This window comes from Vibrio sp. A37, assembly GCF_059777565.1.
On sequence record NZ_JBLNLI010000030.1, the window covers coordinates 1 to 21,303 of the forward strand.

The 21,303-nt window shown below is 41.6% G+C and carries 21 protein-coding genes and 1 riboswitch; of the genes, 16 read left to right on the plus strand and 5 right to left on the minus strand.

Translation table 11 applies throughout. The features are described from left to right. The 6 genes from ftsY to glpG form a co-directional block, all read left to right on the plus strand. A partial coding sequence (ftsY, locus tag ACM2FC_RS22180) for a signal recognition particle-docking protein FtsY (protein ID WP_498483226.1) occupies positions 1-1,005 on the plus strand: 1,005 nt, incomplete at its 5' end. Positions 1,006-1,054: 49 nt separating this feature from the next. Beyond that, positions 1,055-1,729 (plus strand): cell division ATP-binding protein FtsE, encoded by a 675-nt coding sequence (gene ftsE / locus ACM2FC_RS22185; protein WP_498483227.1) that lies wholly within the window; start codon positions 1,055-1,057, stop codon positions 1,727-1,729. Beyond that, the gene (gene ftsX, locus ACM2FC_RS22190; protein WP_498483228.1) at positions 1,719-2,687 is read left to right on the plus strand and encodes a permease-like cell division protein FtsX; all 969 of its coding nucleotides are present in this window, start codon (positions 1,719-1,721) and stop codon (positions 2,685-2,687) included. The genes ftsE and ftsX overlap by 11 nt, the downstream gene beginning before the upstream one ends. A gap of 167 nt (positions 2,688-2,854) precedes the next feature. Next, complete coding sequence (rpoH, locus tag ACM2FC_RS22195) at positions 2,855-3,712, plus strand: RNA polymerase sigma factor RpoH (RefSeq protein ID WP_498483229.1); 858 nt, start codon at positions 2,855-2,857, stop codon at positions 3,710-3,712. Positions 3,713-4,217: 505 nt separating this feature from the next. Next, positions 4,218-4,538, plus strand: coding sequence for a thiosulfate sulfurtransferase GlpE (gene glpE, locus ACM2FC_RS22200; RefSeq protein ID WP_498483230.1), 321 nt, complete (start codon positions 4,218-4,220; stop codon positions 4,536-4,538). A gap of 9 nt (positions 4,539-4,547) precedes the next feature. Beyond that, positions 4,548-5,387, plus strand: a complete 840-nt coding sequence (gene glpG / locus ACM2FC_RS22205; protein ID WP_498483231.1) for a rhomboid family intramembrane serine protease GlpG — start codon at positions 4,548-4,550, stop codon at positions 5,385-5,387. A 2-nt stretch (positions 5,388-5,389) separates the two neighbouring features. On the opposite strand, the gene ACM2FC_RS22210 is transcribed toward glpG, so the two are convergent. Continuing rightward, a complete protein-coding gene (locus tag ACM2FC_RS22210; protein WP_498483232.1) occupies positions 5,390-5,791 on the minus strand; it encodes a flagellar basal body-associated protein FliL in 402 nt (133 codons plus the stop codon). Positions 5,792-5,951: 160 nt separating this feature from the next. Here ACM2FC_RS22210 and ACM2FC_RS22215 point away from each other — a divergent pair, with 160 nt between their 5' ends. Next, the gene (locus tag ACM2FC_RS22215) at positions 5,952-6,491 is read left to right on the plus strand and encodes a chorismate lyase (protein WP_498483233.1); all 540 of its coding nucleotides are present in this window, start codon (positions 5,952-5,954) and stop codon (positions 6,489-6,491) included. Then, on the plus strand, positions 6,491-7,345 hold the full coding sequence (ubiA, locus tag ACM2FC_RS22220) for a 4-hydroxybenzoate octaprenyltransferase (RefSeq protein WP_498483234.1): 855 nt from the start codon (positions 6,491-6,493) through the stop codon (positions 7,343-7,345). The genes ACM2FC_RS22215 and ubiA overlap by 1 nt, the downstream gene beginning before the upstream one ends. A gap of 39 nt (positions 7,346-7,384) precedes the next feature. On the opposite strand, the gene plsB is transcribed toward ubiA, so the two are convergent. Next, the gene (plsB, locus tag ACM2FC_RS22225) at positions 7,385-9,826 is read right to left on the minus strand and encodes a glycerol-3-phosphate 1-O-acyltransferase PlsB (RefSeq protein ID WP_498483235.1); all 2,442 of its coding nucleotides are present in this window, start codon (positions 9,824-9,826) and stop codon (positions 7,385-7,387) included. A 169-nt stretch (positions 9,827-9,995) separates the two neighbouring features. Here plsB and ACM2FC_RS22230 point away from each other — a divergent pair, with 169 nt between their 5' ends. The 4 genes from ACM2FC_RS22230 to dinF all read left to right on the plus strand — a co-directional run bounded on the left by ACM2FC_RS22230 (position 9,996) and on the right by dinF (position 13,349). Further along, entirely contained in the window at positions 9,996-10,358 is a 363-nt protein-coding gene (locus ACM2FC_RS22230) for a diacylglycerol kinase (RefSeq protein WP_498483236.1), read from the plus strand. Between the two features lie 96 nt (positions 10,359-10,454). Further along, a complete protein-coding gene (gene lexA, locus ACM2FC_RS22235; protein WP_498483237.1) occupies positions 10,455-11,066 on the plus strand; it encodes a transcriptional repressor LexA in 612 nt (203 codons plus the stop codon). A gap of 85 nt (positions 11,067-11,151) precedes the next feature. Beyond that, entirely contained in the window at positions 11,152-11,964 is an 813-nt protein-coding gene (locus ACM2FC_RS22240) for a class I SAM-dependent methyltransferase (RefSeq protein ID WP_498483238.1), read from the plus strand. Between the two features lie 29 nt (positions 11,965-11,993). Then, on the plus strand, positions 11,994-13,349 hold the full coding sequence (gene dinF, locus ACM2FC_RS22245) for an MATE family efflux transporter DinF (RefSeq protein ID WP_498483239.1): 1,356 nt from the start codon (positions 11,994-11,996) through the stop codon (positions 13,347-13,349). Positions 13,350-13,360: 11 nt separating this feature from the next. Here the strand turns inward: dinF and sthA are convergent, their stop codons facing one another. Then, the gene (gene sthA / locus ACM2FC_RS22250; protein WP_498483240.1) at positions 13,361-14,761 is read right to left on the minus strand and encodes a Si-specific NAD(P)(+) transhydrogenase; all 1,401 of its coding nucleotides are present in this window, start codon (positions 14,759-14,761) and stop codon (positions 13,361-13,363) included. Positions 14,762-15,056: 295 nt separating this feature from the next. Between sthA and fabR the strand changes: the two genes are divergently transcribed. Both fabR and ACM2FC_RS22260 read left to right on the plus strand, forming a co-directional pair. Further along, the gene (gene fabR, locus ACM2FC_RS22255; protein WP_498483241.1) at positions 15,057-15,713 is read left to right on the plus strand and encodes an HTH-type transcriptional repressor FabR; all 657 of its coding nucleotides are present in this window, start codon (positions 15,057-15,059) and stop codon (positions 15,711-15,713) included. Beyond that, positions 15,688-16,077, plus strand: coding sequence for a YijD family membrane protein (locus ACM2FC_RS22260; protein ID WP_498483242.1), 390 nt, complete (start codon positions 15,688-15,690; stop codon positions 16,075-16,077). The genes fabR and ACM2FC_RS22260 overlap by 26 nt, the downstream gene beginning before the upstream one ends. A gap of 67 nt (positions 16,078-16,144) precedes the next feature. Here ACM2FC_RS22260 and trmA read toward each other — a convergent pair whose 3' ends face one another. Further along, complete coding sequence (gene trmA, locus ACM2FC_RS22265) at positions 16,145-17,254, minus strand: tRNA (uridine(54)-C5)-methyltransferase TrmA (RefSeq protein ID WP_498483243.1); 1,110 nt, start codon at positions 17,252-17,254, stop codon at positions 16,145-16,147. A gap of 208 nt (positions 17,255-17,462) precedes the next feature. Beyond that, positions 17,463-17,666, plus strand: a riboswitch (cobalamin riboswitch). Positions 17,667-17,721: 55 nt separating this feature from the next. Here trmA and ACM2FC_RS22270 point away from each other — a divergent pair. Further along, the gene (locus ACM2FC_RS22270; RefSeq protein WP_498483244.1) at positions 17,722-19,569 is read left to right on the plus strand and encodes a TonB-dependent receptor domain-containing protein; all 1,848 of its coding nucleotides are present in this window, start codon (positions 17,722-17,724) and stop codon (positions 19,567-19,569) included. 82 nt (positions 19,570-19,651) lie between these two features. Beyond that, on the plus strand, positions 19,652-20,458 hold the full coding sequence (gene murI / locus ACM2FC_RS22275) for a glutamate racemase (protein ID WP_498483245.1): 807 nt from the start codon (positions 19,652-19,654) through the stop codon (positions 20,456-20,458). Here murI and ACM2FC_RS22280 read toward each other — a convergent pair. Then, positions 20,421-20,873 carry an RNA recognition motif domain-containing protein gene (locus ACM2FC_RS22280; protein ID WP_498483246.1) on the minus strand — a complete coding sequence of 151 codons (453 nt, stop codon included), beginning with the start codon at positions 20,871-20,873 and terminating at the stop codon, positions 20,421-20,423. The genes murI and ACM2FC_RS22280 overlap by 38 nt on opposite strands. Between the last annotated feature and the right edge of the window lie 430 nt (positions 20,874-21,303).

Consider the following 21,303-nt stretch of genomic DNA (forward strand, 5'->3'; position numbering starts at 1 on the left):
GCAGAAGCAGAAGCAGAAGCAGAAGCAGAAGCAGAAGCAGAAGCAGAAGCAGAAGTTAGAATCCAGGAACAAGAGAAGCCGACGGAAAGCTTCTTCGCGAGATTGAAGCGTAGCTTGAGTCGTACCAAAGCAAATATTGGCGCGGGTTTCTTTGGTTTATTCAAGGGCAAGCAAATTGATGATGAGCTATTTGAAGAGCTCGAAGAGCAACTTCTAATCGCTGATGTTGGTATGAACACCACGATGAAAATCATTGATAGCCTAACCGAAAAAGCATCTCGTCAGGATCTTAAAGATGGCGAAGCATTGTATGGCTTACTCAAAGAAGAGATGGCAGAAATACTGTCACACGTCGAGCAGCCGTTAGTCGTAGAAGAAAGCAAAAAGTCTTATGTCATTTTGATGGTGGGTGTAAACGGTGTAGGTAAAACAACCACAATCGGAAAACTAGCCAAACAATTCCAAGCTCAAGGTAAAAAAGTAATGCTTGCAGCTGGAGATACTTTCCGTGCGGCGGCCGTTGAACAGCTGCAAGTTTGGGGGGAACGTAATAATGTTCCTGTCATTGCTCAGCACACGGGGGCCGATAGCGCTTCAGTTATTTATGATGCTATTGAAGCAGCAACTGCTCGAGGGGTTGATGTTGTTATCGCCGACACAGCTGGGCGGCTACAGAATAAAAGCAACCTAATGGAAGAGCTTCGTAAGATTGTGCGAGTGATGAAAAAAATAGATGACTCAGCTCCTCACGAAATTATGTTAACTCTTGATGCAGGTACAGGCCAAAATGCGATAAGCCAAGCAAAACTATTTAGTGAAGTTGCACCACTAACAGGGATCACCCTGACTAAACTAGATGGTACTGCAAAGGGTGGGGTGATTTTTGCTCTTGCTGATCAATTTCAGATCCCGATTCGATTTATTGGTGTGGGTGAAGGGATTGATGATCTGCGTCCATTTGAAACTCAAGAATTTATCGAAGCATTATTTAGCAGAGAAGAATAGCGATTTGCCAGCGTGCATTTGCCGTAACTTAAATAAAGGGGAATTTTGAGTGATACATTTTCAACAAGTGAGTAAGGCTTACCGAGGAGGAAAGCAAGCCTTGCAGAAAGTTGATTTTCACTTGCGTCGAGGTGAAATGGCATTTCTTGGTGGGCACTCTGGCGCTGGAAAAAGCACTTTATTGAAGCTCATATGTGCTATTGAGCGTCCAACCGATGGAAAAATTGGCTTCAATGGCCATGACATTACTCAGATCCCTAACAAAGATATTCCATTTCTTCGGCGAAATATCGGTATTGTTTTTCAAGATCATCGATTATTAATGGATAGGTCTGTGTATGACAACGTTGCCTTACCAATGCGAATTGAATCTATCTCTGAAATGGATATTAGAAAACGTGTCTCGGCGGCGCTTGATAAAACTGGATTATTAGAAAAGGCTCGTTGTCTGCCCAGTCAATTGTCCGGTGGAGAACAGCAAAGAGTAGGTATTGCTCGGGCTGTTGTGAACAGGCCAACATTACTATTAGCCGATGAACCGACGGGCAACCTAGATCCTGAACTCTCCAATCGAGTTTTAAAATTGTTTGAAGAGTTCAATCGAGCAGGAGTGACAATACTCCTAGCGACTCACGATATAAGTTTGGTGAACACTCGACCTCAGTATCGTCATCTTGAGCTTAATCAGGGCTTTTTAAGTGAGGTTGAAGATTATGGGCATTAAAGTAAAGAGAAAAGGTGAAGCGAATAGCCGTATGGCCTCAGGGCCGAAAACCGATGGTTTCTTCAAAGTCCATATAAAGCAGGCGAAGATGTCTTTTTCTGAGCTTTGGCAAAGACCTCTGGGTAATATTCTAACCTTAGCCGTCATCTCAATGGCATTGGCATTACCTTCTTGTCTGTATTTGATTGGCAAAAATATTGCTCTAGCTGCGAATAGCGTGTCGAACTCTGCACAAGTTAGTGTGTATTTGAGCGACCAAGCTACCGACGCACGAGCAATGGTTTTAAAGGACAAGGTAGAAAGTTGGAGTGACGTAAAGAAAGTTAACTATATTTCTCCTCAACAAGGGTTAGCGGATTTGAGTAAATACTCAGGATTCAATCAAGCCATCAGTTTGTTAGATGATTATTCTTTACCAGGCGTACTTGAGGTTATTCCTAGTCAAGACAGTAAGACCGTAATTGAACAGTTGGCTCAAAAACTGAAGGGTGAGCAAGATGTCACTGATGTCCGGATGGATGAAGATTGGCTTACTCGATTGGATGCTATTCGTGCCGTGGTTTTGTCTATCGTAGTTATACTGTCTGTGCTTATGCTTTTCTCAGTATTTCTGATTGTGGGTAACACACTAAGGTTTAATGTTTTGGCAAATAAAGATGCCATTCAAACGATGAAGCTGATTGGTGCAACAGATAGTTACATTTTAAGGCCATATCTATACTCAGGCCTTTGGTTTGGTTTTCTTGGAGCGGTCATCGCTTGGTTTTTCACTTTGATTATCACAGTTTTGCTTAATACTAGTGTTGAACAGTTGGCAAAACTGTACGATAGCCAGTTCAATGTGGTTGGATTGGGTTTCGAAGAATCGATTATCTTATTGATGCTTGGAGTAATTTTAGGATGTTTGGCGGCTAAAGTTTCGGCTCAGAGACATCTTAAGGAAATTGAACCTGTTTAGTGAGCGATTGTCATACCAATGACATGTAATTGCTAGAGCATACTTTAGCACTTGTATAGACCAAAAGTTTATGCATAATAACTTTCCCTGCTTGAATCTTGTTCATATTCGGTTCAAGCTTAGTGGGGTATAAAAACGCTATATCAATATATAGATTGAGGAATTGAATGACAAGCCAAGCATATCCAGTTGCTTTAGTTACCCAAGACAGCCTAGACAGTTACATTCGCTCAGTAAACAGCTATCCAATGCTGACAGCTGACGAAGAGCGTAGCTTAGCAGAAAGGCTACATTACAACGGTGAGATAGACGCAGCAAAAGGACTTATTTTGTCGCATCTTCGATTCGTTGTGCATGTTGCTCGTGGTTACTCGGGTTATGGCTTGCCAATGGCGGATTTAGTTCAGGAAGGCAACATCGGTCTGATGAAAGCGGTGAAGCGTTTTAATCCTGAAGTAGGTGTTCGTCTAGTCTCTTTCGCTGTGCATTGGATTAAAGCAGAAATTCATGAGTATGTTTTGCGTAACTGGCGTATTGTGAAAATCGCCACAACAAAAGCTCAACGCAAACTATTTTTCAATCTTCGTAAGTCTAAAAAGCGCTTAGGTTGGTTTAACAATGGTGAAGTCGAAACTGTTGCTCGTGAGCTAGGCGTTGAACCTTCTGAAGTCCGAGAAATGGAGTCACGTCTTGCCGCGCAAGATGCGGCGTTTGAAATGCCTTCTGAAGATGATGATTCAAGCACTTCTTATACCGCGCCAATGGTGTATCTTGAAGATAAACATTCCGACGTTGCGGACAGTGTAGAAGCAGCGAACTGGGAAGCACATACCAATAACCGCCTAGGGTTAGCTCTAGCAAGTCTAGATGAACGAAGCCAACACATTGTGCGCTCTAGATGGTTAGATGATGAAAAATCAACTCTACAAGACTTAGCTGAGACTTATGGCGTTTCTGCTGAGCGTATTCGTCAACTAGAAAAGAATGCGATGAAAAAGCTTAAACTCGCTGTTGGAGAAATCTAACCAGTTTTCTAGTAGCCATTATCTGTTTAAACCGAGATCCACTGATCTCGGTTTTTCATATGCATTCAATTCTAGTCAATAAACATTCACCTAAGATATTATATCTAAACCATAAATTTATTTTTATTATGTCTTTTATAGATCTTTGCGATAGCAAATATCGAAAACAAAGATCCTAAAAAATGGATCTTGATTGATGTTCCAACTGTGGGTAAGTCTGTGACAAATTTTTTGGTGATCAGGTAAAATCCTGTGTTGATAAAGGCTGGCGAGCAATTATCATTTGGGGATAATTATAAAATTATACACACATAAATAAGGATCATTACTATATATTGTGTTAGATCTTATCTTAAACTACTTTATTCACACTACCCACAGCTTTATCCACAAATGATGGTAAATTGATCAATGCTGGATAACCCTTTTCTACTAATGTATTTGTGTTGCGTTGGATAGGTTACACTTAAAGTACAAAAATTACCTTCGAGAAAGAGGATTTATTTTGGATCAGTTTCAGCATATCAACGTAAATGATGCGCACTCATTGCTAGAAAAAGGCGAAGCTAAATTAGTCGATATTCGCGATGCTCAATCTTTTGGTGTTGCTCGCTCTCAGTCTGCTTTTCACCTTACCAACGACAGCTTGGTCGAATTCATGGATCAAAATGAATTCTCTGTACCTATTATGGTTATGTGTTACCACGGGGTAAGTAGCCAAGGAGCCGCGCAATATTTGGTTAACCAAGGCTTTGAGCAAGTGTATAGTGTTGATGGTGGCTTTGAGGCTTGGCAGCGCGCCAACCTCCCCGTTGAAAAAAATTAGAGAGTATAAATGGTTAGGCTGATTGTTGTACGTGATCCTAGGATGGCACAAGCGTTTATAGATTACATGGCATCTAGAGGGATAGAGATCCAAATGATGCCAGAAGGTGAAGGGCAATTTGCGTTGTGGCTGTCGGATTCCCAGCATCAGGTTGAGGCCGAATCTGAGCTAAAACAATTTATAGCCAACCCTAACGATGGCAAATATCAAGCGGCTTCTTGGGATTTGGCTGAATCACGTAAAAATGTATTGAATTATTCATCACCTAGCTTGCTTGCTATGATCAAAGCAAAAGCTGGCCCGTTCACTCTTTTAGTGATGCTTATTTGCATTGTTATTTTTGCCATATCTCAGCTTGGTATGGGAAATACAATATTTAATGCACTTCATTTTCCTGATCGCACAAGCCAAGAATGGCAATTATGGCGATGGTTTACTCATGCTCTGCTACATTTTTCTATCTTGCATATTACCTTTAACTTGCTTTGGTGGTGGTATCTCGGTGGTGACATAGAGAAAAAGCTCGGCTCAAAAAAAATGGTGCAACTATTTTTGGTTTCCGCAGCTTTATCAGGTGTAGGGCAATACTGGGTAGAAGGGGCAAACTTTGGTGGCTTATCTGGAGTGGTGTATGCCTGCCTTGGATATCTGTGGATTATGAGCTTTAAAGCCCCACACCTTGGGCTTCAGATACAGAAATCCTTAGTTGTCTTTATGCTGGTTTGGCTTGTTTTAGGATTCGTTCAACCATTTATGGCAATAGCTAACACTGCCCACTTAGTCGGACTAGTTTCGGGGATGGCTATTGCGTTTATCGATTCGAGCAAGAAAAAATATCAACAAGCTTAGGGCTATTGATATAAATACTTTGTAAATAGAAGATCTGCGATTATTGTTCTACCTGTTTCGGGGAGTAAAATCTCATTGAGCTGTTGGACTAACGTCTTGCGCAGGTCTTCCCGTCCAGAGAGTGTTTTTATCGTGTCTTCCGATTGCTGACCTAGTAGTTCGATGACGGCGTCTCGGATTAAAGGTTGGTGTAATTCTATAATCGGGAGATCAGCGGTACTTGCGACCATGATATCAATACGTACCTGGATGTAGCCTAATTTCTTTCCTTGAGTGAAAAAATTTGTAGTTAGATCCGGCTCCAAAGTAAAATACGCAAGCTTTGGATCGCCTTCTTCCTCTGCATAAGCAGAAAAGCAGGTGCTTAGGGCAATAGCCAATACGACGAAATAACGTTTAAACATAGATAACTTGTCTTTTTTAATCTCGATACTTTTATCACTAGAGTCTTGTTACAATAGGATGCCAATCGTGAATTTCATTCAGTTAAGTTATTGAAACCAGAGCGACAACCAGAAGTTAAGCTTAGTCGAATGACGATAGAGTTACTTATAGAATACTAGTATGAATCAATCAACCTCTCTTTATCTTAGTGCATTACGCCAAGTAAAATGGCAGTCAGTAGAAAGTTTTTGCTTTCCAAACTCTTTATCTGAGCGTTGGTTGTTAGAAAGGGGCTCTATGTCACATCTATTGAGAAGCAACTGTCAACAATTGACGGTAGATTTGCTACATAACAAGGTTGTTAAAGCTGAGCGTTTAAACGAACAAGAGATAGACTTATTGGCGTATGAGCAATGCTTGTTACGTAAAGTGGTATTGTGTGGTGACTCGGTACCTTGGGTACTGGGAAGAACGCTGATTCCGGAAAGCTCACGAGAGTGTCAGGGGCATGATTTTAAACAACAAGGCGAAGTGCCTCTTGGAGTGACAATTTTTAATTCTGATGATGTTTATCGAGATGCTTTGCAGGTTGGTTGGGCAAAAACTGAGAATGGTGAGTTTTTGGCTAGACGCTCACGCTTATGGATGAACGAAAAACCCATGCTGGTGGCGGAACTATTTTTACCAGAATGCCCGATCTATTCTAAGGAGACAAATTAATGACTGCAGCGAAGGCGAAAGCTTATTGGCAGCTAATGCGTATGGATAAGCCGATTGGTTCTCTGTTGTTACTTTGGCCGACGCTTTGGGCGCTGATTATCTCCGCAAAAGGTTTACCAAATTTTAAAGTTTTAATCGTTTTTGTTGTTGGTGTTGTATTAATGCGTTCAGCAGGTTGTGTCATTAATGACTTTGCGGATCGTAAAGTCGATGGCCATGTAACCAGAACAAAAGGCAGACCCATGCCTTCGGGAGCTGTTTCGAGTAAAGAGGCAATAGGCCTATTTATTGTGTTAGGTCTGCTTGCATTTACGTTAGTTCTCACCACGAATGCACTCACGATTAAGTTATCATTCATTGCTATTGCTTTGGCCTTTATTTACCCGTTTATGAAGCGGATAACTCATTTGCCTCAGTTGGTTCTAGGACTAGCGTTCAGTTGGGCTATTCCTATGGCGTGGGCAGCACAAGCAAATGAAGTGCCTGCAGTGGCTTGGTATCTATTTTTAATTAATGCTATATGGACTATTGCTTATGATACACAATATGCGATGGTGGATAGGGAGGATGACCTTCAAATTGGCATTAAATCAACAGCGATATTATTCGGTCGACGCGATAAACTAATCATAGGCGCATTGCAGCTTTTAACGCTAGGACTTCTGATTCATTTAGGAATGCTGTATAGCCTTGGAGCTAGCTTCTATTGGAGTTTGCTTGTTGTCGCGGCTTTGTTCGCATTTCAGCAGCAACTAATTCGACACCGCAACAAAGAGCTTTGCTTTCGTGCGTTTCTTAACAACAACTATGTCGGTATGGTCATTGCGATCGGGTTACTGATAGCTTTCCTATGAAAAATTTAAAGAGCAGTGCGAGACTGCTCTTTAAGCCTCTTATTTCACTTGCTGGCTTTGAGCGTACTGATAAATACTCTCTTGAATTGAAAGTCGAACTTCTGAATTGAGCGCGACATACAATAAGTCAGCCAGTTGCTGGCTCTTGCCAATATCACATTCCCCACCTTGATCAATATAGCTCTGTTGTTTAAGCGTCATAAACAGAATTGAGAACACTTTTTTATCAAAAAACTCAGGCGCATTGATCCCATGTAACCTTCCCAGTCGCTGAGCAATTTCTTGACTCTTACTTTCAAGATCGGCTCGACTTACTGAAGGGTTGGAGATGAGTAAGTTGATTGCAATTGCGTAACGTTGCAAAGTTTCTGAAATCGTCCTACCTAATAAGGCTAAAGGTTGTGTATTCGCTTTGTTTATAGAGATGGTCTCTAAACGTTGGTTGATTAAATGCTGCTGTTTGAGTTCTGCAATGCATTTACAGACCCAGTCGTCGAGCTGATCGAGCGAGAAGCGAATAAACAACTCGTGTTGAATGAAAGGATAAATAATCCGAATTTGGTTTTGCAATTCGCTAACAGAGAGCTTTTGGTGCTGCACGATGATTTGAGCGACAAGTGAGGGGAGTGCTAATAAATGAATGATATTGTTTCGATAGTAGGTCATCAATATTGATTGACGGCGGTCGAGAGAAAATATTGTCCCTAATGAATCTTTTTCAACAACAAATTTGTTCAGAGATTCGGCATGGTTAATTAGGGACTTAGCGTCTTCAGTTGGTACAGTGTAGGTAGATGAATAAGGGACATTTTTTAGTAGCGATAAGTAGCATTCGATCTGACTTTCTAAGGTTTTGCGAGATAGTGCTCTTTGGCGAGAGGCCAATAGCGCTGTCGCACAAAGGTTAAGAGCATTAATCGCTGCTGCATCGTTTATGCGTGTCATTACATCTGATGCTAGTCTATTGACGACTGGCGTTAACCAGAGTGGTTTTTCGACGTTATTTGGGTCAACTTCATCCATCCAGTCTGGAGCGTATTCATGCAGATAAACATTCAGCGATAGCGGCTCACCAAAATTAACATACCCTTGGCCAAAGTTACGTAACTTCTTAATGGTTCTTAAAACTAAGCCGACATTTTCCTTCTCTTTACTTTTTCCTCGTAGCTCCTTTGCATAGCTACTGACTTCCATAACATGCTCGTAGCCTATATAAACAGGCACCAAAGTCACTGGTCGACTTAGACCCCTTAGCATGGCTTGAATGGTCATTGCCAGCATACCCGTTTTTGCTTCCAGTAGCCTTCCTGTACGTGAGCGGCCACCTTCACTAAAGAATTCAACGGAATAGCCCTTTGAAAACAACTCAGCGAGATATTCTCTGAATATGGTTGAGTAAAGCTTATTACCTTTAAATGAGCGCCTGAGAAAAAAAGCACCACCTTTTCGAAATATAGGACCGGCTGGAAAGAAATTAAGATTAACTCCTGCTGCGATATGTGGTGGCACCATGCCTTCCTTGTACAACACATAAGAGAGTAATAGATAGTCCATATGGCTGCGATGACAAGGAACATATACAATTTCATGCCCTTCTTGGGCTAGCCGTCTAACTGTTGAGGCATTGCTTACTTGGATACCTTGATAGATGCGATTCCACAACCAGCGTAATACTCGCTCGCCTTTTTTTACCAAAGAGTAAGAAAAATCGGCCGCTATCTCATCTAATATTTTTCGAGCTTCTTTTTCAGATTGCTCAATAGAAATATTCTTCACACGTGCATCTTCTTGAATGGCCAAGCTAATGGTCTGAGAGTGAAGTAAGCGCTCAAATAGCTCTTGTCGGTTTGGCAAGCTTGGCCCTGAAGCTGCCAATTTTTGTCTAGAAAAATGTATTCGGGCAACTCTCGCTAGCTTTTGAGCAATCTTTTTATCTGTTCCATGATAATCAGCCATATATCTCAGTGAAACTGGTGAACTGATTCTAACTAAGCAGTCTCTACCTGCTAGGAGTATTGCTTTACATTTTTGTAATGGGTTCAGCGCTTCTAAGTATGGTTTCGGACGATTTTCTTTGTCTGGTTTTCTTCCCCAAAGTACGGTGACAGGGACAACTTGAATGTCTAAATCGGAGTCTACTTTATGCAGTTCTAAAAGCTGGGAAAATAGTGAGACAGAGTGCAGAGAGATATATTGATCGTCGCTACTAGCAGATGGGTTGGCACCAATAACACCGAAGCGCCGAAATGATTTTCCTTGAATTTCGACATGCTCAAATGGACTGGGTAGGCCGACAGAACGAACCTTTTTATCGAGAGTCAGTAAATCTGCACTAGAATGGAAAGGGAAAACATAAATAATGGGTTTACTTGGGTCTATTCCTGCATCAGTTATTGGGTTGGCAGGAACAATACTCCCTTTTACCAATAACGATAATGGCACTTTTAGCAGCTTATGAGTTAGTGTTTGTCTAGCAGTCATAAATGATGCACCCAAGTTGTTTTATCGTCGAAGAATCCATGTAATAACTTTAATCCGTCTAGTGAAGGCCGTCGATCATTTGATAAGATATCAAAACTAGTAACGGCTATTGATTTAAAATCTTAGCAAACAACTCATATTGAATTCACATAAGTTTGAGGAATGCGCAGTGTCAAAACCAGGTGCAACAGGTTTAAAACGAATATGTAATGCATTTGTCTATTCCTGTCAGGGAATTCGATCCGCCTTTAAAAACGAAGCGGCTTTTCGTCAAGAAGTTGTTTTAGCAATTATTTTGATCCCTATTGCTTTGCTGGTCAATGTCACAGTAGTAGAGCGATTACTATTGATTTCTTCGGTCGCTCTAATCATGGTTGTGGAACTGCTCAATAGTGCGATTGAAGCTGTGGTAGATAGGATTGGTCCAGAGCATCACGAACTTGCTGGAAGAGCGAAAGATATGGGCTCTGCCGCTGTACTTATTATGATGTTAATTACAGGCTTGATTTGGATTTCCATACTGTTTTTTTGATACTTAATTAAATGACTAAAAAACAGCAAATTGGGTTTCTTTTTGTCATTCCACTGTATATACTCACAGTTGACTGTATAAAAAAACAGGTGACTTATGAAGCCCTTAACGCCCCGTCAGCAACAAGTATTCGATCTAATTAAAAGTAAAATTGATGAAACAGGCATGCCGCCAACTCGTGCTGAAATTGCACGGGAGTTAGGCTTTCGTTCAGCCAATGCTGCTGAAGAGCACCTTAAAGCGTTAGCGAAAAAGCAAGCAATAGAAATTATACCCGGTGCGTCAAGAGGTATTCGGATTTTGCTTGATGTGCAAGAAGAGGGCTTGCCTTTAATCGGCCAAGTGGCTGCAGGTGAACCTATTTTGGCACAAGAACACGTTGAGACACACTATCAAGTTGACGCCAGTATGTTTAAGCCTCAAGCAGACTTTTTGCTGCGTGTTCATGGCGATAGCATGAAAGACATCGGTATCATGGATGGCGATCTGTTGGCTGTTCATAAAACTCAAGATGTACGCGATGGACAAGTCGTCGTGGCACGAGTTGAAGATGACGTAACCGTCAAGCGCTTGGAAAGAAAAGGTTCGACAGTCTTGTTGCATGCTGAAAACGAGTCCTATTCACCAATCAAAGTTGATTTAACGTCGCAATATATGGAGATTGAAGGTTTAGCTGTTGGAATTATCCGTAACTCTGATTGGATGTAGAGTATATTGAGAATTATTCTCAATAATTTGCATTTGTAAATGATATTCATTATTATTTGCCTGTGGTAATCCATGGACTTCGATAATGACTCACTTGCACCACAAGCATCAAAACAAGCTGAATATTCCAGCTAGACTGCTAAAACCACTTTGGTTTCGTAGCCAAGAAAGTTTAGCGAAAGACGGAATTATTTATGATCCGATTGCCGCCATAGCTTGCCAACGTTGTGCTATGGCGAAAGGTTGTTTATCTGGAAACATTTCGCAAAAACAGCTGCTTCATTCTACCTTGACCTTCTCTATTGACCAGCAAGTCTGCCAATTTCTCACCCGTTTTCCTTCTGCATGGATTATCAATCTAGGTGCGGGGCTTGATACACGATTCTATCGTGTGGATAACGGCCGGTGTCACTGGATTGAGCTTGATGCTAGTGAAAATCTAACTTGGCGTAAGAAGTTATTTCATTCTAGTGAAAGATACTTTTATCGAAAAGGTAATGTTAAGAATTTAGATTGGATCGATAGTCTGAGTATCCCCACTCATTCTCCAATTATGATTATTTGTGAATATGCTCTGTTGGACTGCGATAGAACAGAAGTTGCAAGGTTTGTACAGGGTGTTGCTCGTCATTTTGATCAAGCGTATGCGTGTTTGGTTTTAGCTGGTGATTTGAGCCAAAGTAAGTTAGGGCAAGCACTTGGCTCTGAATATTATGTGCATGGTTATAGTGACCTAAAAAAAGAAATGCTTAGAGTATTACCATGGGCTCAAAACGTTAGGGTAAGCTCTCCTTTTGATCAACATTGCCATCGATGGAAGTTGTGGCAGCGCATAATTAGCAAATTTACTTCATTGAAGTATCGATTGACACCAATAATAGTTCAGCTTCGTTGGTGATCCAGTTACACTCACTTTTCTAATGAGAGGTGAGTGTGATATCCGAAATTTTTATAACTCTGTCTAACAGGCGACTTCATAAGCAAGTTTTAGTACTCGCCATTCCAATGGTGCTATCAAATATCACTGTCCCTCTATTGGGGTTAGTCGATTCAGCTGTCATTGGACACTTACAACATGCTTGGTACTTAGGTGGAGTATCACTCGGTAGCACCATGATCAGTGTGACGTTTTGGTTACTTGGCTTTCTAAGAATGTCTACGACGGGTCTTACAGCGCAATCCCTCGGAGCAAACAACAAAACGCAACTTGCCATGACGCTTATTCAAGGACTACTCATGGCATTGGGATTAGCGGTCGTATTTTTATTGCTGCATTCTTGGATATCTGATGCAATCTTCTCGTTCAGTGATGCCAGCTCACAGGTCAAGCAATATGGTGCTGAGTACTTTTCGATTCGGGCATGGGGAGCGCCAGCGGCACTTGCGAATTTTGTGTTACTTGGCTGGCTTTTGGGAACGCAGAACTCCAAGTCTCCAATGTGGATGGTTATCATCGCTAATGTGACGAATATAGCTTTGGACTTGCTATTTGTTGTTAGTTTCGATTGGAAAGTTCAGGGTGTTGCGTTGGCTTCAGTCATAGCAGAATACGTCAGCTGCATGTTTGGGTTGGCCTGTGTGTATTTTACATGGCGTAGAAAAAGCTTACCTTCTCCTCTTGTGCTTATTTCTTCAGCCAGTAACGGTATAGGTCGATTCGTAAAATTAAATAGAGATATTTTTCTTCGCTCACTTTTCTTGCAGGCTGCATTGAGTTTCATGGTGTTTAGAGCAGCGAGCTTTGGTGATGATATTGTGGCAGCCAATGCAGTGTTGATGAGCTTTTTAATGATCATTTCCTACGGTATGGATGGTTTTGCCTATGCGATGGAAGCCATGGTTGGTAAAGCCGTTGGAGGTCGCAATAAAGCGCAGCTCACTAGTTCGATGCTCGGCATTTTGTTTTGGAGCCTATTGATTTGTGTTGCTTTAACGTTAGTTTTTGCATTATTCGGAAACCAGCTAATTGGTCTGATTACCAGCATTGATAAAGTTCAAGCTAAAGCACAGATATACCTGCCTTGGCTGATTGCGATGCCCTTAGTGTCTATGTGGTGTTTTTTGCTGGACGGTATTTTTATTGGTGCAACAAAAGGGAAGTACATGCGAAATAGCATGTTTATCTCGATGTGTGGTTATTTCATTGTCTACGTGATTGCGATGTCTTGGCAAAATCATGCTTTGTGGCTTGCGATGTTGTTTTTTATGGCGCTGCGAGGCTTTACCTTAGCGAAGGTGTTTTTTACTCAGTGGCGGGCCAATACGTTCTTGGCCCACGTTTGACAGAGGAGATTCTAAAAAAGTCGGTTTAAGCCATTAAGTGCGGCTACGCGGTAAGCTTCGGCCATGGTTGGATAGTTAAAGGTAGTGTTGACAAAATATTCAATGGTATTCGCTTCGCCTTTTTGCTCCATGATGGCTTGGCCGATGTGGATGATTTCTGCAGCACGTTCACCAAAGCAATGAATGCCGAGAATTTCTTTAGTATCTCTATGAAAGAGTATTTTTAAGCTACCGATATCTTTACCTGCAATTTGGGCACGTGCTAGGTGCTTAAATGAAGAACGGCCAACCTCATAAGGTATTTTAGCTGCGGTGAGCTCTTGCTCTGTTTTCCCGACGGAACTGATTTCTGGAATGGTATAAATGCCAGCTGGAATATCGTCAATTAAATGTCCTTGAGCTTGTCCTTGTGTGATAGCTTGCGCAACGAAGCGTCCCTGATCATAAGCTGCACTTGCCAAACTTGGATAACCAATAACATCACCAACAGCATAGATATGATCAATGTCGGTTTGGTAGTTACTGTTCACTGAAACTTGTCCTCTGGAGTCCGGTTGCAACCCCACGACTTCAAGGCTCAGCTTGTCAGTGTTCCCTGTTCGGCCATTGGCGTATAGCAAACAATCGGCCCGCATTTTTTTGCCAGATTCTAAATGGATGATAACGCCATCATCAGTGCCTTCAATCTTTGCGTAGGTCTCGTCATTACGTATCACGACACCACTGTTCCAAAAGTGATAAGACAGAGCGTCTGAAGTTTCGTTGTCTAAGAAGGATAACAACCGATCGCGAGTATTGATTAAATCTGTTTTCACTCCGAGTCCACGAAATATCGATGCATATTCACAACCGATTACGCCAGCTCCATAAATAATAATGTGTCTAGGATCATGCTCTAGATTGAGAATGGAATCACTGTCGTAAATTCTATCGTGGTTAAAATCCACATCTTTTGGCTGATAAGGGCGAGAGCCTGTAGCAATGACGAACTTATCAGCAGTATAAAGCTCGGTGCTCGAGTCACTCTGCATGACGGAGATCGTGTGGGTGTCGACAAAGCTTGCAGTACCAAAGATCAAGGAGCATTGGTTTCTATCGTAAAAACCTTGCCGCAGCCTCGTTTGCTTATCAATGACGTTTTTGGCGTGATTTAAGATGTTGGAGAAGGTGGTATGTAGACTGGTGTTGTTTTGGCAAAAAAGAGGATTATTATTGAATTCTATAATCCGGCTAACTGCATGTCGTAGCGACTTAGAGGGGATGGTCCCCCAGTGAGTACAGCCTCCACCGACACTGGATTCTTTTTCAATTATGGCAACATTAAGTCCTGCTTTAGTTAACCCCATTGCAGCCCCTTCACCACCAGGACCACTGCCAATCACAATTACGTCAAAGTGGGTAGATTGTGCCATATATTTTCCTTAGTTTTTATTGCCTAATAGGGCCGTAGCAAAATTTTAGCGGATGGGCTTTAAAGGGTAAAAGATCAGGGTTGGATAGCATCGGTGGGATCACGCCTAAGAGTGATTCTCTAGCCTAGGATCTGCTAAAGTTCTCCAAAGCGAGGTGAAATCATTGCAAAATATAATTTGCACGGTTTAATTTGTCTGGTTACTGAGTCAGTATAAGGTTCTGTTGACTTAAATAAGTTTCCAGACCCTAATTTTTGCCAATTCTGATCAATACAGCTTAATTAAACGACTATTTATGGGAATAAGAGCACAGCAAAAAGAGAAGACTCGACGATCGCTAATTGATGCAGCTTTTAATCAGCTTAGTGCTGACAGAAGTTTTTCAAACCTTAGCCTTCGTGAGGTTTCGCGAGAAGCCGGTATTGCACCTACTTCTTTTTATCGTCACTTTAAAGATATGGACGAACTTGGGCTGACGATGGTAGATGAAGGCGGATTGATATTACGGCAGCTCATGCGTCAGGCTAGACAAAGAATCGTTAAAGGTGGCAGTGTAATCAAAACCTCCGTGGACACGTTTATGGAGTTTATTGAGTGCCAGCCAAATGTATTTCGTTTGCTCTTACGTGAGCGTTCAGGAACAACCTTTGCGTTTCGTACAGCGGTGGCTCGCGAAATTCTGCACTTTTCAGCGGAGCTTACTGAATTTTTAATTAGTTCTGGAATGGGTAGGGATGAGGCAGTTATTCAAGCGGAAGCTTCCGTAACCCTAGTCTTTAGCTCGGGAGCAGAAGCGTTAGATTTAAATAAGTCAGAACGAGAAGAGTTGGCGGATAGGTTAATACTGCAGCTACGCATGATTGCAAAAGGTGCGTATTGGTATCGTAAAGAACGTGAACGAAATCGATTAAGAGGAGTTAAAACTGATGTCGAACGAAAACACCCCAGTTAATCGTGGTTCAGAGAAGAAAACATTAATACTGGCGGTTATTGCTGGTATATGTGGGGACGCAATTTTGTCTTCAATGACAATGAGCGAAGTGCATTTCTCTATATTTCCATGGATTGCTATAGTGCTAGCGTTGCAAGCACTTTATCAAGAGTATCTGAAGAATCCAGTTTCTGAGGATATTCCTCTTTTAGGCTTAGCTTGCTTTTTAGTTGGAGCATTCGGGCATGCAGCATTTATCAAAGCACAATATCCCAATGAAGGCTCCAACTTCTTGGCTATTATGGTCTCCTTAGTATTACTACTCTGGATTGGCTATAAGCTAGGGTTTTTGAGTGGCAAGAAGCACAAAAAAGATATCGAATAGCGATAGAAACTGAAAAAGCGAGCCCATTCAGTGGCTCGCTTTTTTACGTGTACAGCAATAGTACGTTTTAAGCTTTTCTTTCTAGTAATACCCCGGCTTCGACGTGGTGGGTGTACGGGAATTGATCAAACAGTGCAAAGCGTGTGATCGCATGAGTCTCACCTAGTACCTTTAAGTTGTCTAGTAGCGTATCAGGGTTGCACGATATATAAAGGATACGAGAGTAAGCCTGCACCATCTTACAAGTATCGATATCCATTCCAGCTCTCGGTGGATCGACAAAAATGGTTTGGCAATTGTAGCTTTTTAAGTCCACACCAGCTTGTTTCAAGCGACGAAACTCTCTTTTCCCTTCCATTGCTTCGGTAAATTCTTCTGCGGACATTCTAATAATTTGCACATTGTCGATTTTGTTCGCGGCAATATTATATTGAGCTGAATTTACCGAAGGCTTTGCAAGCTCAGTGGCTAATACGCGGTCAAAGTTTTGTGCAAGTGCCAGAGAAAAGTTGCCGTTACCACAATACAGCTCAAGCAAGTCACCTTTACTTTGCCTGGTGCAGTCGACGGCCCATTCGAGCATCTTCTCTGCCACTTTTCCGTTGGGTTGAGTAAAACTGTTTTCTACTTGCTGGTAAACGTATTCTTTGCCAAAGACATTGAGTGACTCAATAACGTAGTCTTTGTCGAGTACGACTTTCATTTTTCTAGCTCGGCCAATAAGGTTAAGGCGGAAACCTTTTTCAACAAGCTTTGTCTTGAGTTGCTTCGCTTGATCGTTCCACTCTTCATCAAGCTGCTTATGGTAGAGAAGCGAGACGAGAATTTCACCACTTAGTGTCGAAAGAAAGTCGACTTGGAAAAGCTTATGACGCAAGCTCTTATTTGGCTTTAGCTCTTCCATTAAAATAGGCATCAATTGGTTAATTAGAAGGCTGGCTGCTGGAAACTGGTCAACGCGATACTTTTCGCGAGTTTCTTGATTAAACATGATGTAGTACAGCTCTTCACCTTCATGCCATACGCGAAACTCGGCGCGCATACGGTAGTGTTGAATCGGAGACTCAAATACTTCCACCTCTGGCGCTGAAAATGGAGCGAACATTGCCTGCATGCGCTGCTTTTTATCTTCAAGCTGAATTGCATAGTTCTCTGGAGTCATTTCTAGTGTCGCCATTTTTGCCTCTGTGTTGGGTGGAGAGCGTTCTTAGAGAGCGCAGATCTTAGTCAATCTTACCTTTATGTCTAGTAGTGTTAGCAATTAAGTGTCATTGAATTTGGGTAAATTCAATTAATTCATGACGTTATAATTTTTCTTTTGTTCGAAGAATCTATAACTTTGCGGGAGATGAATAACTTAGATGTAGACAAAAACGCTTCATACCAATAGTATCTTGTCCGATCTGGTGCCATCTAGCAGTTTAGATGGCTGAAATGGGAATCTGGTGTGAATCCAGAACTGACGCGCAGCGGTAATAGAGAACGAAAGCTTATTTTGACACTGCATATCTTGCGGGAAGTCTAGCTATAGGTTGCCAATGTAGGCATTGCTCTTAAGTCCGAATACCAGCCAGCAGCTGAGCTCCATAAATTATTGCTTTATGGGTTCAGTGAGAATAACGCGTTATAGGACATACAACTCAAATGAATAAATCAAAATTGGCGATCGCAGTGGGATCGCTTCTATGCGTTGCGCCGCTTACCTACGCAAACACGACATCTACTAACCAGTCCACTTCCGCTAGCCAAACCATGGTAGTGACTGCTAACCCTTTTGAAGACCAAGTCAGCGATCTTATTGCCCCCGTGGACATCATTACCAAACAAGATATCGATGCCATTCAGGCTAAATCACTATCGGAAGTTTTGCGTCGATTACCGGGAATACAGGTTTCTAACAATGGCGGATTAGGCCAGTCTCAATCTGTTTTTATTCGCGGACGTTCGACTAAAAATATATTGGTGTTAATGAATGGTGTCAGAATTGGTAGTGCAACCACAGGTTATGCCAATCTGTCTGCAATTCCTTTAAGTGGCGTACAGCGTATCGAAGTCCTACAAGGCCCTGAAGCTGCAGTTTATGGTTCTGATGCTGTAGCTGGTGTTATCAATATCATTACAACCAGTGGTGTTGACGGTGCGAGTTCTGTTAGTGCAGGTTTAGGCAGCTATGGGCTCTATGACGTCAGTGCCAATACTGCTGCGACTAGCGAAGATAATCGAGCCTGGTTGAACCTTTCTGCAACCCATCAAGCTGAAAAAGGGTATAACGTTCAGCCCAATAGTCCGAACCAGTACGATTCAGATGATGATGGCTTTAATACTCAATATTTGACGGTTGATACGGGTATAAAAAAGACAGAACATTTGACGCTAAAAGCGAATGGTTACTATCAAAGACAGCACACTCAATATGATGTTGGCGGTAACTACACAAGCGCCGATAACACTAAAAGCGATCTGTATGCGCTTGGCTTGGTTGGTAAATACAATAGACAAAAATGGACAAGTACTACGACTCTTGCAACCAACCAAGATAGTGCAAATTCATATGGACAAGGTACAACGCCAAATACGATAAGCACAAATCGTTATTCTGTTGCTTGGCAAAACTTGTACAAATTAGATCAGGCGTTATCTTTGCTTGGTGGTACAGAGTGGTATCAAGACCGCGTTAGTAACCAGTCAGCACAGTACACTCAAGATCGTCGAAACAACGCCGCTGTGTATACTGGGGCAAAGCTTTCTAAGGGCAAAATATCATCAGAGTTGAATGTACGTTTTGATGATAATAGTGCCTATGGAAACTTTACTACCTATCAATTGGCTTCTGGATATTGGCTGACAAAAGCGACACGTTTAACGGGAAGCTACGGTACATCTTTTAAGGCGCCAACGTTTAACGACCTTTACTGGCCAGATCAATATGGTTACCAAGGTAATCCAAACTTGAAGCCGGAGAAAACCAGAGGTGGAGAGATTGCACTAGAGTCGAAGCTGTCTCTTATTGATTTACGTTTATCTGCTTATCATAGCGAAGTTGACGATATGATAACCATAAACGATACCTTCAGTACCGTTGAAAATATCGGTCAAGCCAGTATAACGGGGTACGAGGTAGTTGGTCGCTTTTATACCGGACCTATCCATAATGAAGTGTCTTACGACTATCTCGATACCGAAGATAAATCGACTGGCAACGAATTAATTCGTAGAGCCAAAAACAGTGCAAAATGGAATGCGAGTTATATGTTAGAAAACTGGCAATTTGAACTTAGCTACCTTTACCAAGGTAAGCGCTACAATGATTCAGCTAATACCGAAGTGTTAGATCCTTATTCTTTAGTAGATTTTGCAACAACGTATTATGTCAGTGATAACCTGTCTGTCGCTGGTAAGATTGGAAACCTTTTCAATACTAACTACGAAACGGTAGAAGGGTATGCGACGCCTGGCCGAAATTACTACGTCAGTACCACTTACAATTTTTAGGTAACAAGGAATTGACAGGAGTGGATTGCTAAATTCATCAGAGGCGGTATGATCCTCCTGTCTTTAATTCTGGACTATTTAAGTGGAAACATCTTCAATATACAACGTTCTTGTTTTTGATTCTGGAGTCGGTGGTCTATCGGTATTTCAAGAAGTACAGGCCATGCTACCAGAGTTGAACTACATTTATGTGTTTGATAATGAAGCGTACCCTTATGGAGAGCTATCCCCAGAAACCCTTCTCAATCGAGTTTGTAGAATTGTTCTGCAGTACATACAAAAGCATCAAATTGATCTGGTGGTTATTGCGTGTAACACCGCGAGTACGATAGTGCTACCGAAACTAAGAGAACAACTTAGCATTCCTGTTGTAGGTGTTGTCCCTGCCATTAAACCTGCTTCCCTTCTTTCAAATTCTTCAGTTGCACTTATCGCGACGCCAGCGACGACAACAAGAGAATACACAAAAGATCTCATTCGAGATTTCGCCAATGGCAAAACAGTTGAGATGTTTGGCTCTACGGATTTAGTCGATATGGCTGAAGCAAAACTGCGTGGCCAAGCTGTTGATATGCCAAAGTTACACCAACTGCTTGAGCCGATTTGTGAACAGGTAGATGTTGCCGTACTAGGTTGTACGCACTTTCCTTTAATCAGAAAAGAGATTGGAGAAGTATTTGGCAATAAGGTTACGTTAGTAGATTCTGGTGAAGCAATCGCGAGGCGAGTAAAAGATTTAGTCGAGCGACTAGAGGTGACTACTAAGCCATGTCAAAGGCCACACCTCATATATAGTACCGCGCCTACTTGGCAAGAAGGCGCTTTAAATCAGTCGCTTCACAAACTAGGCTTTAGTCCGGTGAAGACAGTTCCGATTCAGGATGTTTAGGATCATTTGCAATGCGAACTTTCAACGTTCTTTGCATATAGTCTTGTTCATTTAAGGCGTCGATAGCATTGTTGATGTCGGCGCTAGCCATAACAACAAAACCAAACCCCCTTCTTTTTCCCGTACGTTTATCTTTCATCAAGCGAACAGCAAAGACTTCACCATGCTTGGCGAATAACTCTCTTACGTGTGACTCATTTGCTTTGTAAGGCAGGTTTCCCACATACAAGGTTTTTGTTGAAGCAGTGCTTGATGAATTTGAACCGTGACTAGTGCTGGAAAGTTTAAGAACAAAAGTGGCAGCGATAACACCAATAACGAACGTAGCAGCGGGGTGCAAGGGAACTTGCCAGAAAATAATCCCACCAATTATAGCTAGAGCAATGATTAATACAGATGATTTATTAGAGTTCATATTTGAATACTACATGTTAGGTAACAGAAATAAGAAGACTATTTTTAACAAAATAGACACAAGAATCTTACGTACATGCTTGAAAATTTTCCAATAGATCGATGTGACACATCTCAAATGTTGCAATTTTATTCGAATTTAGTGACTTTGATGCATTATTGAGCGAACAAAATTAAATTTTAAAAAAATGCTTGTCATGATTTTATTTCTCCCTATAATGCCGCCTCACCGACACGGAATGAGACGAAAGTCACATAGAAAAAGAAGTGTTGGAAGAGAAAAAGAAATGAAATAAGTTCTTGACTCTATAAAAGATAAGCGTATTATACGCACCCCTAGCAACGACACTTTGAAAGTGACAAGGTTGTTAGGAATCGCTCTTTAACAATATAAACCTATCAATCTGTGTGGGCACTCGTTGATGATAATC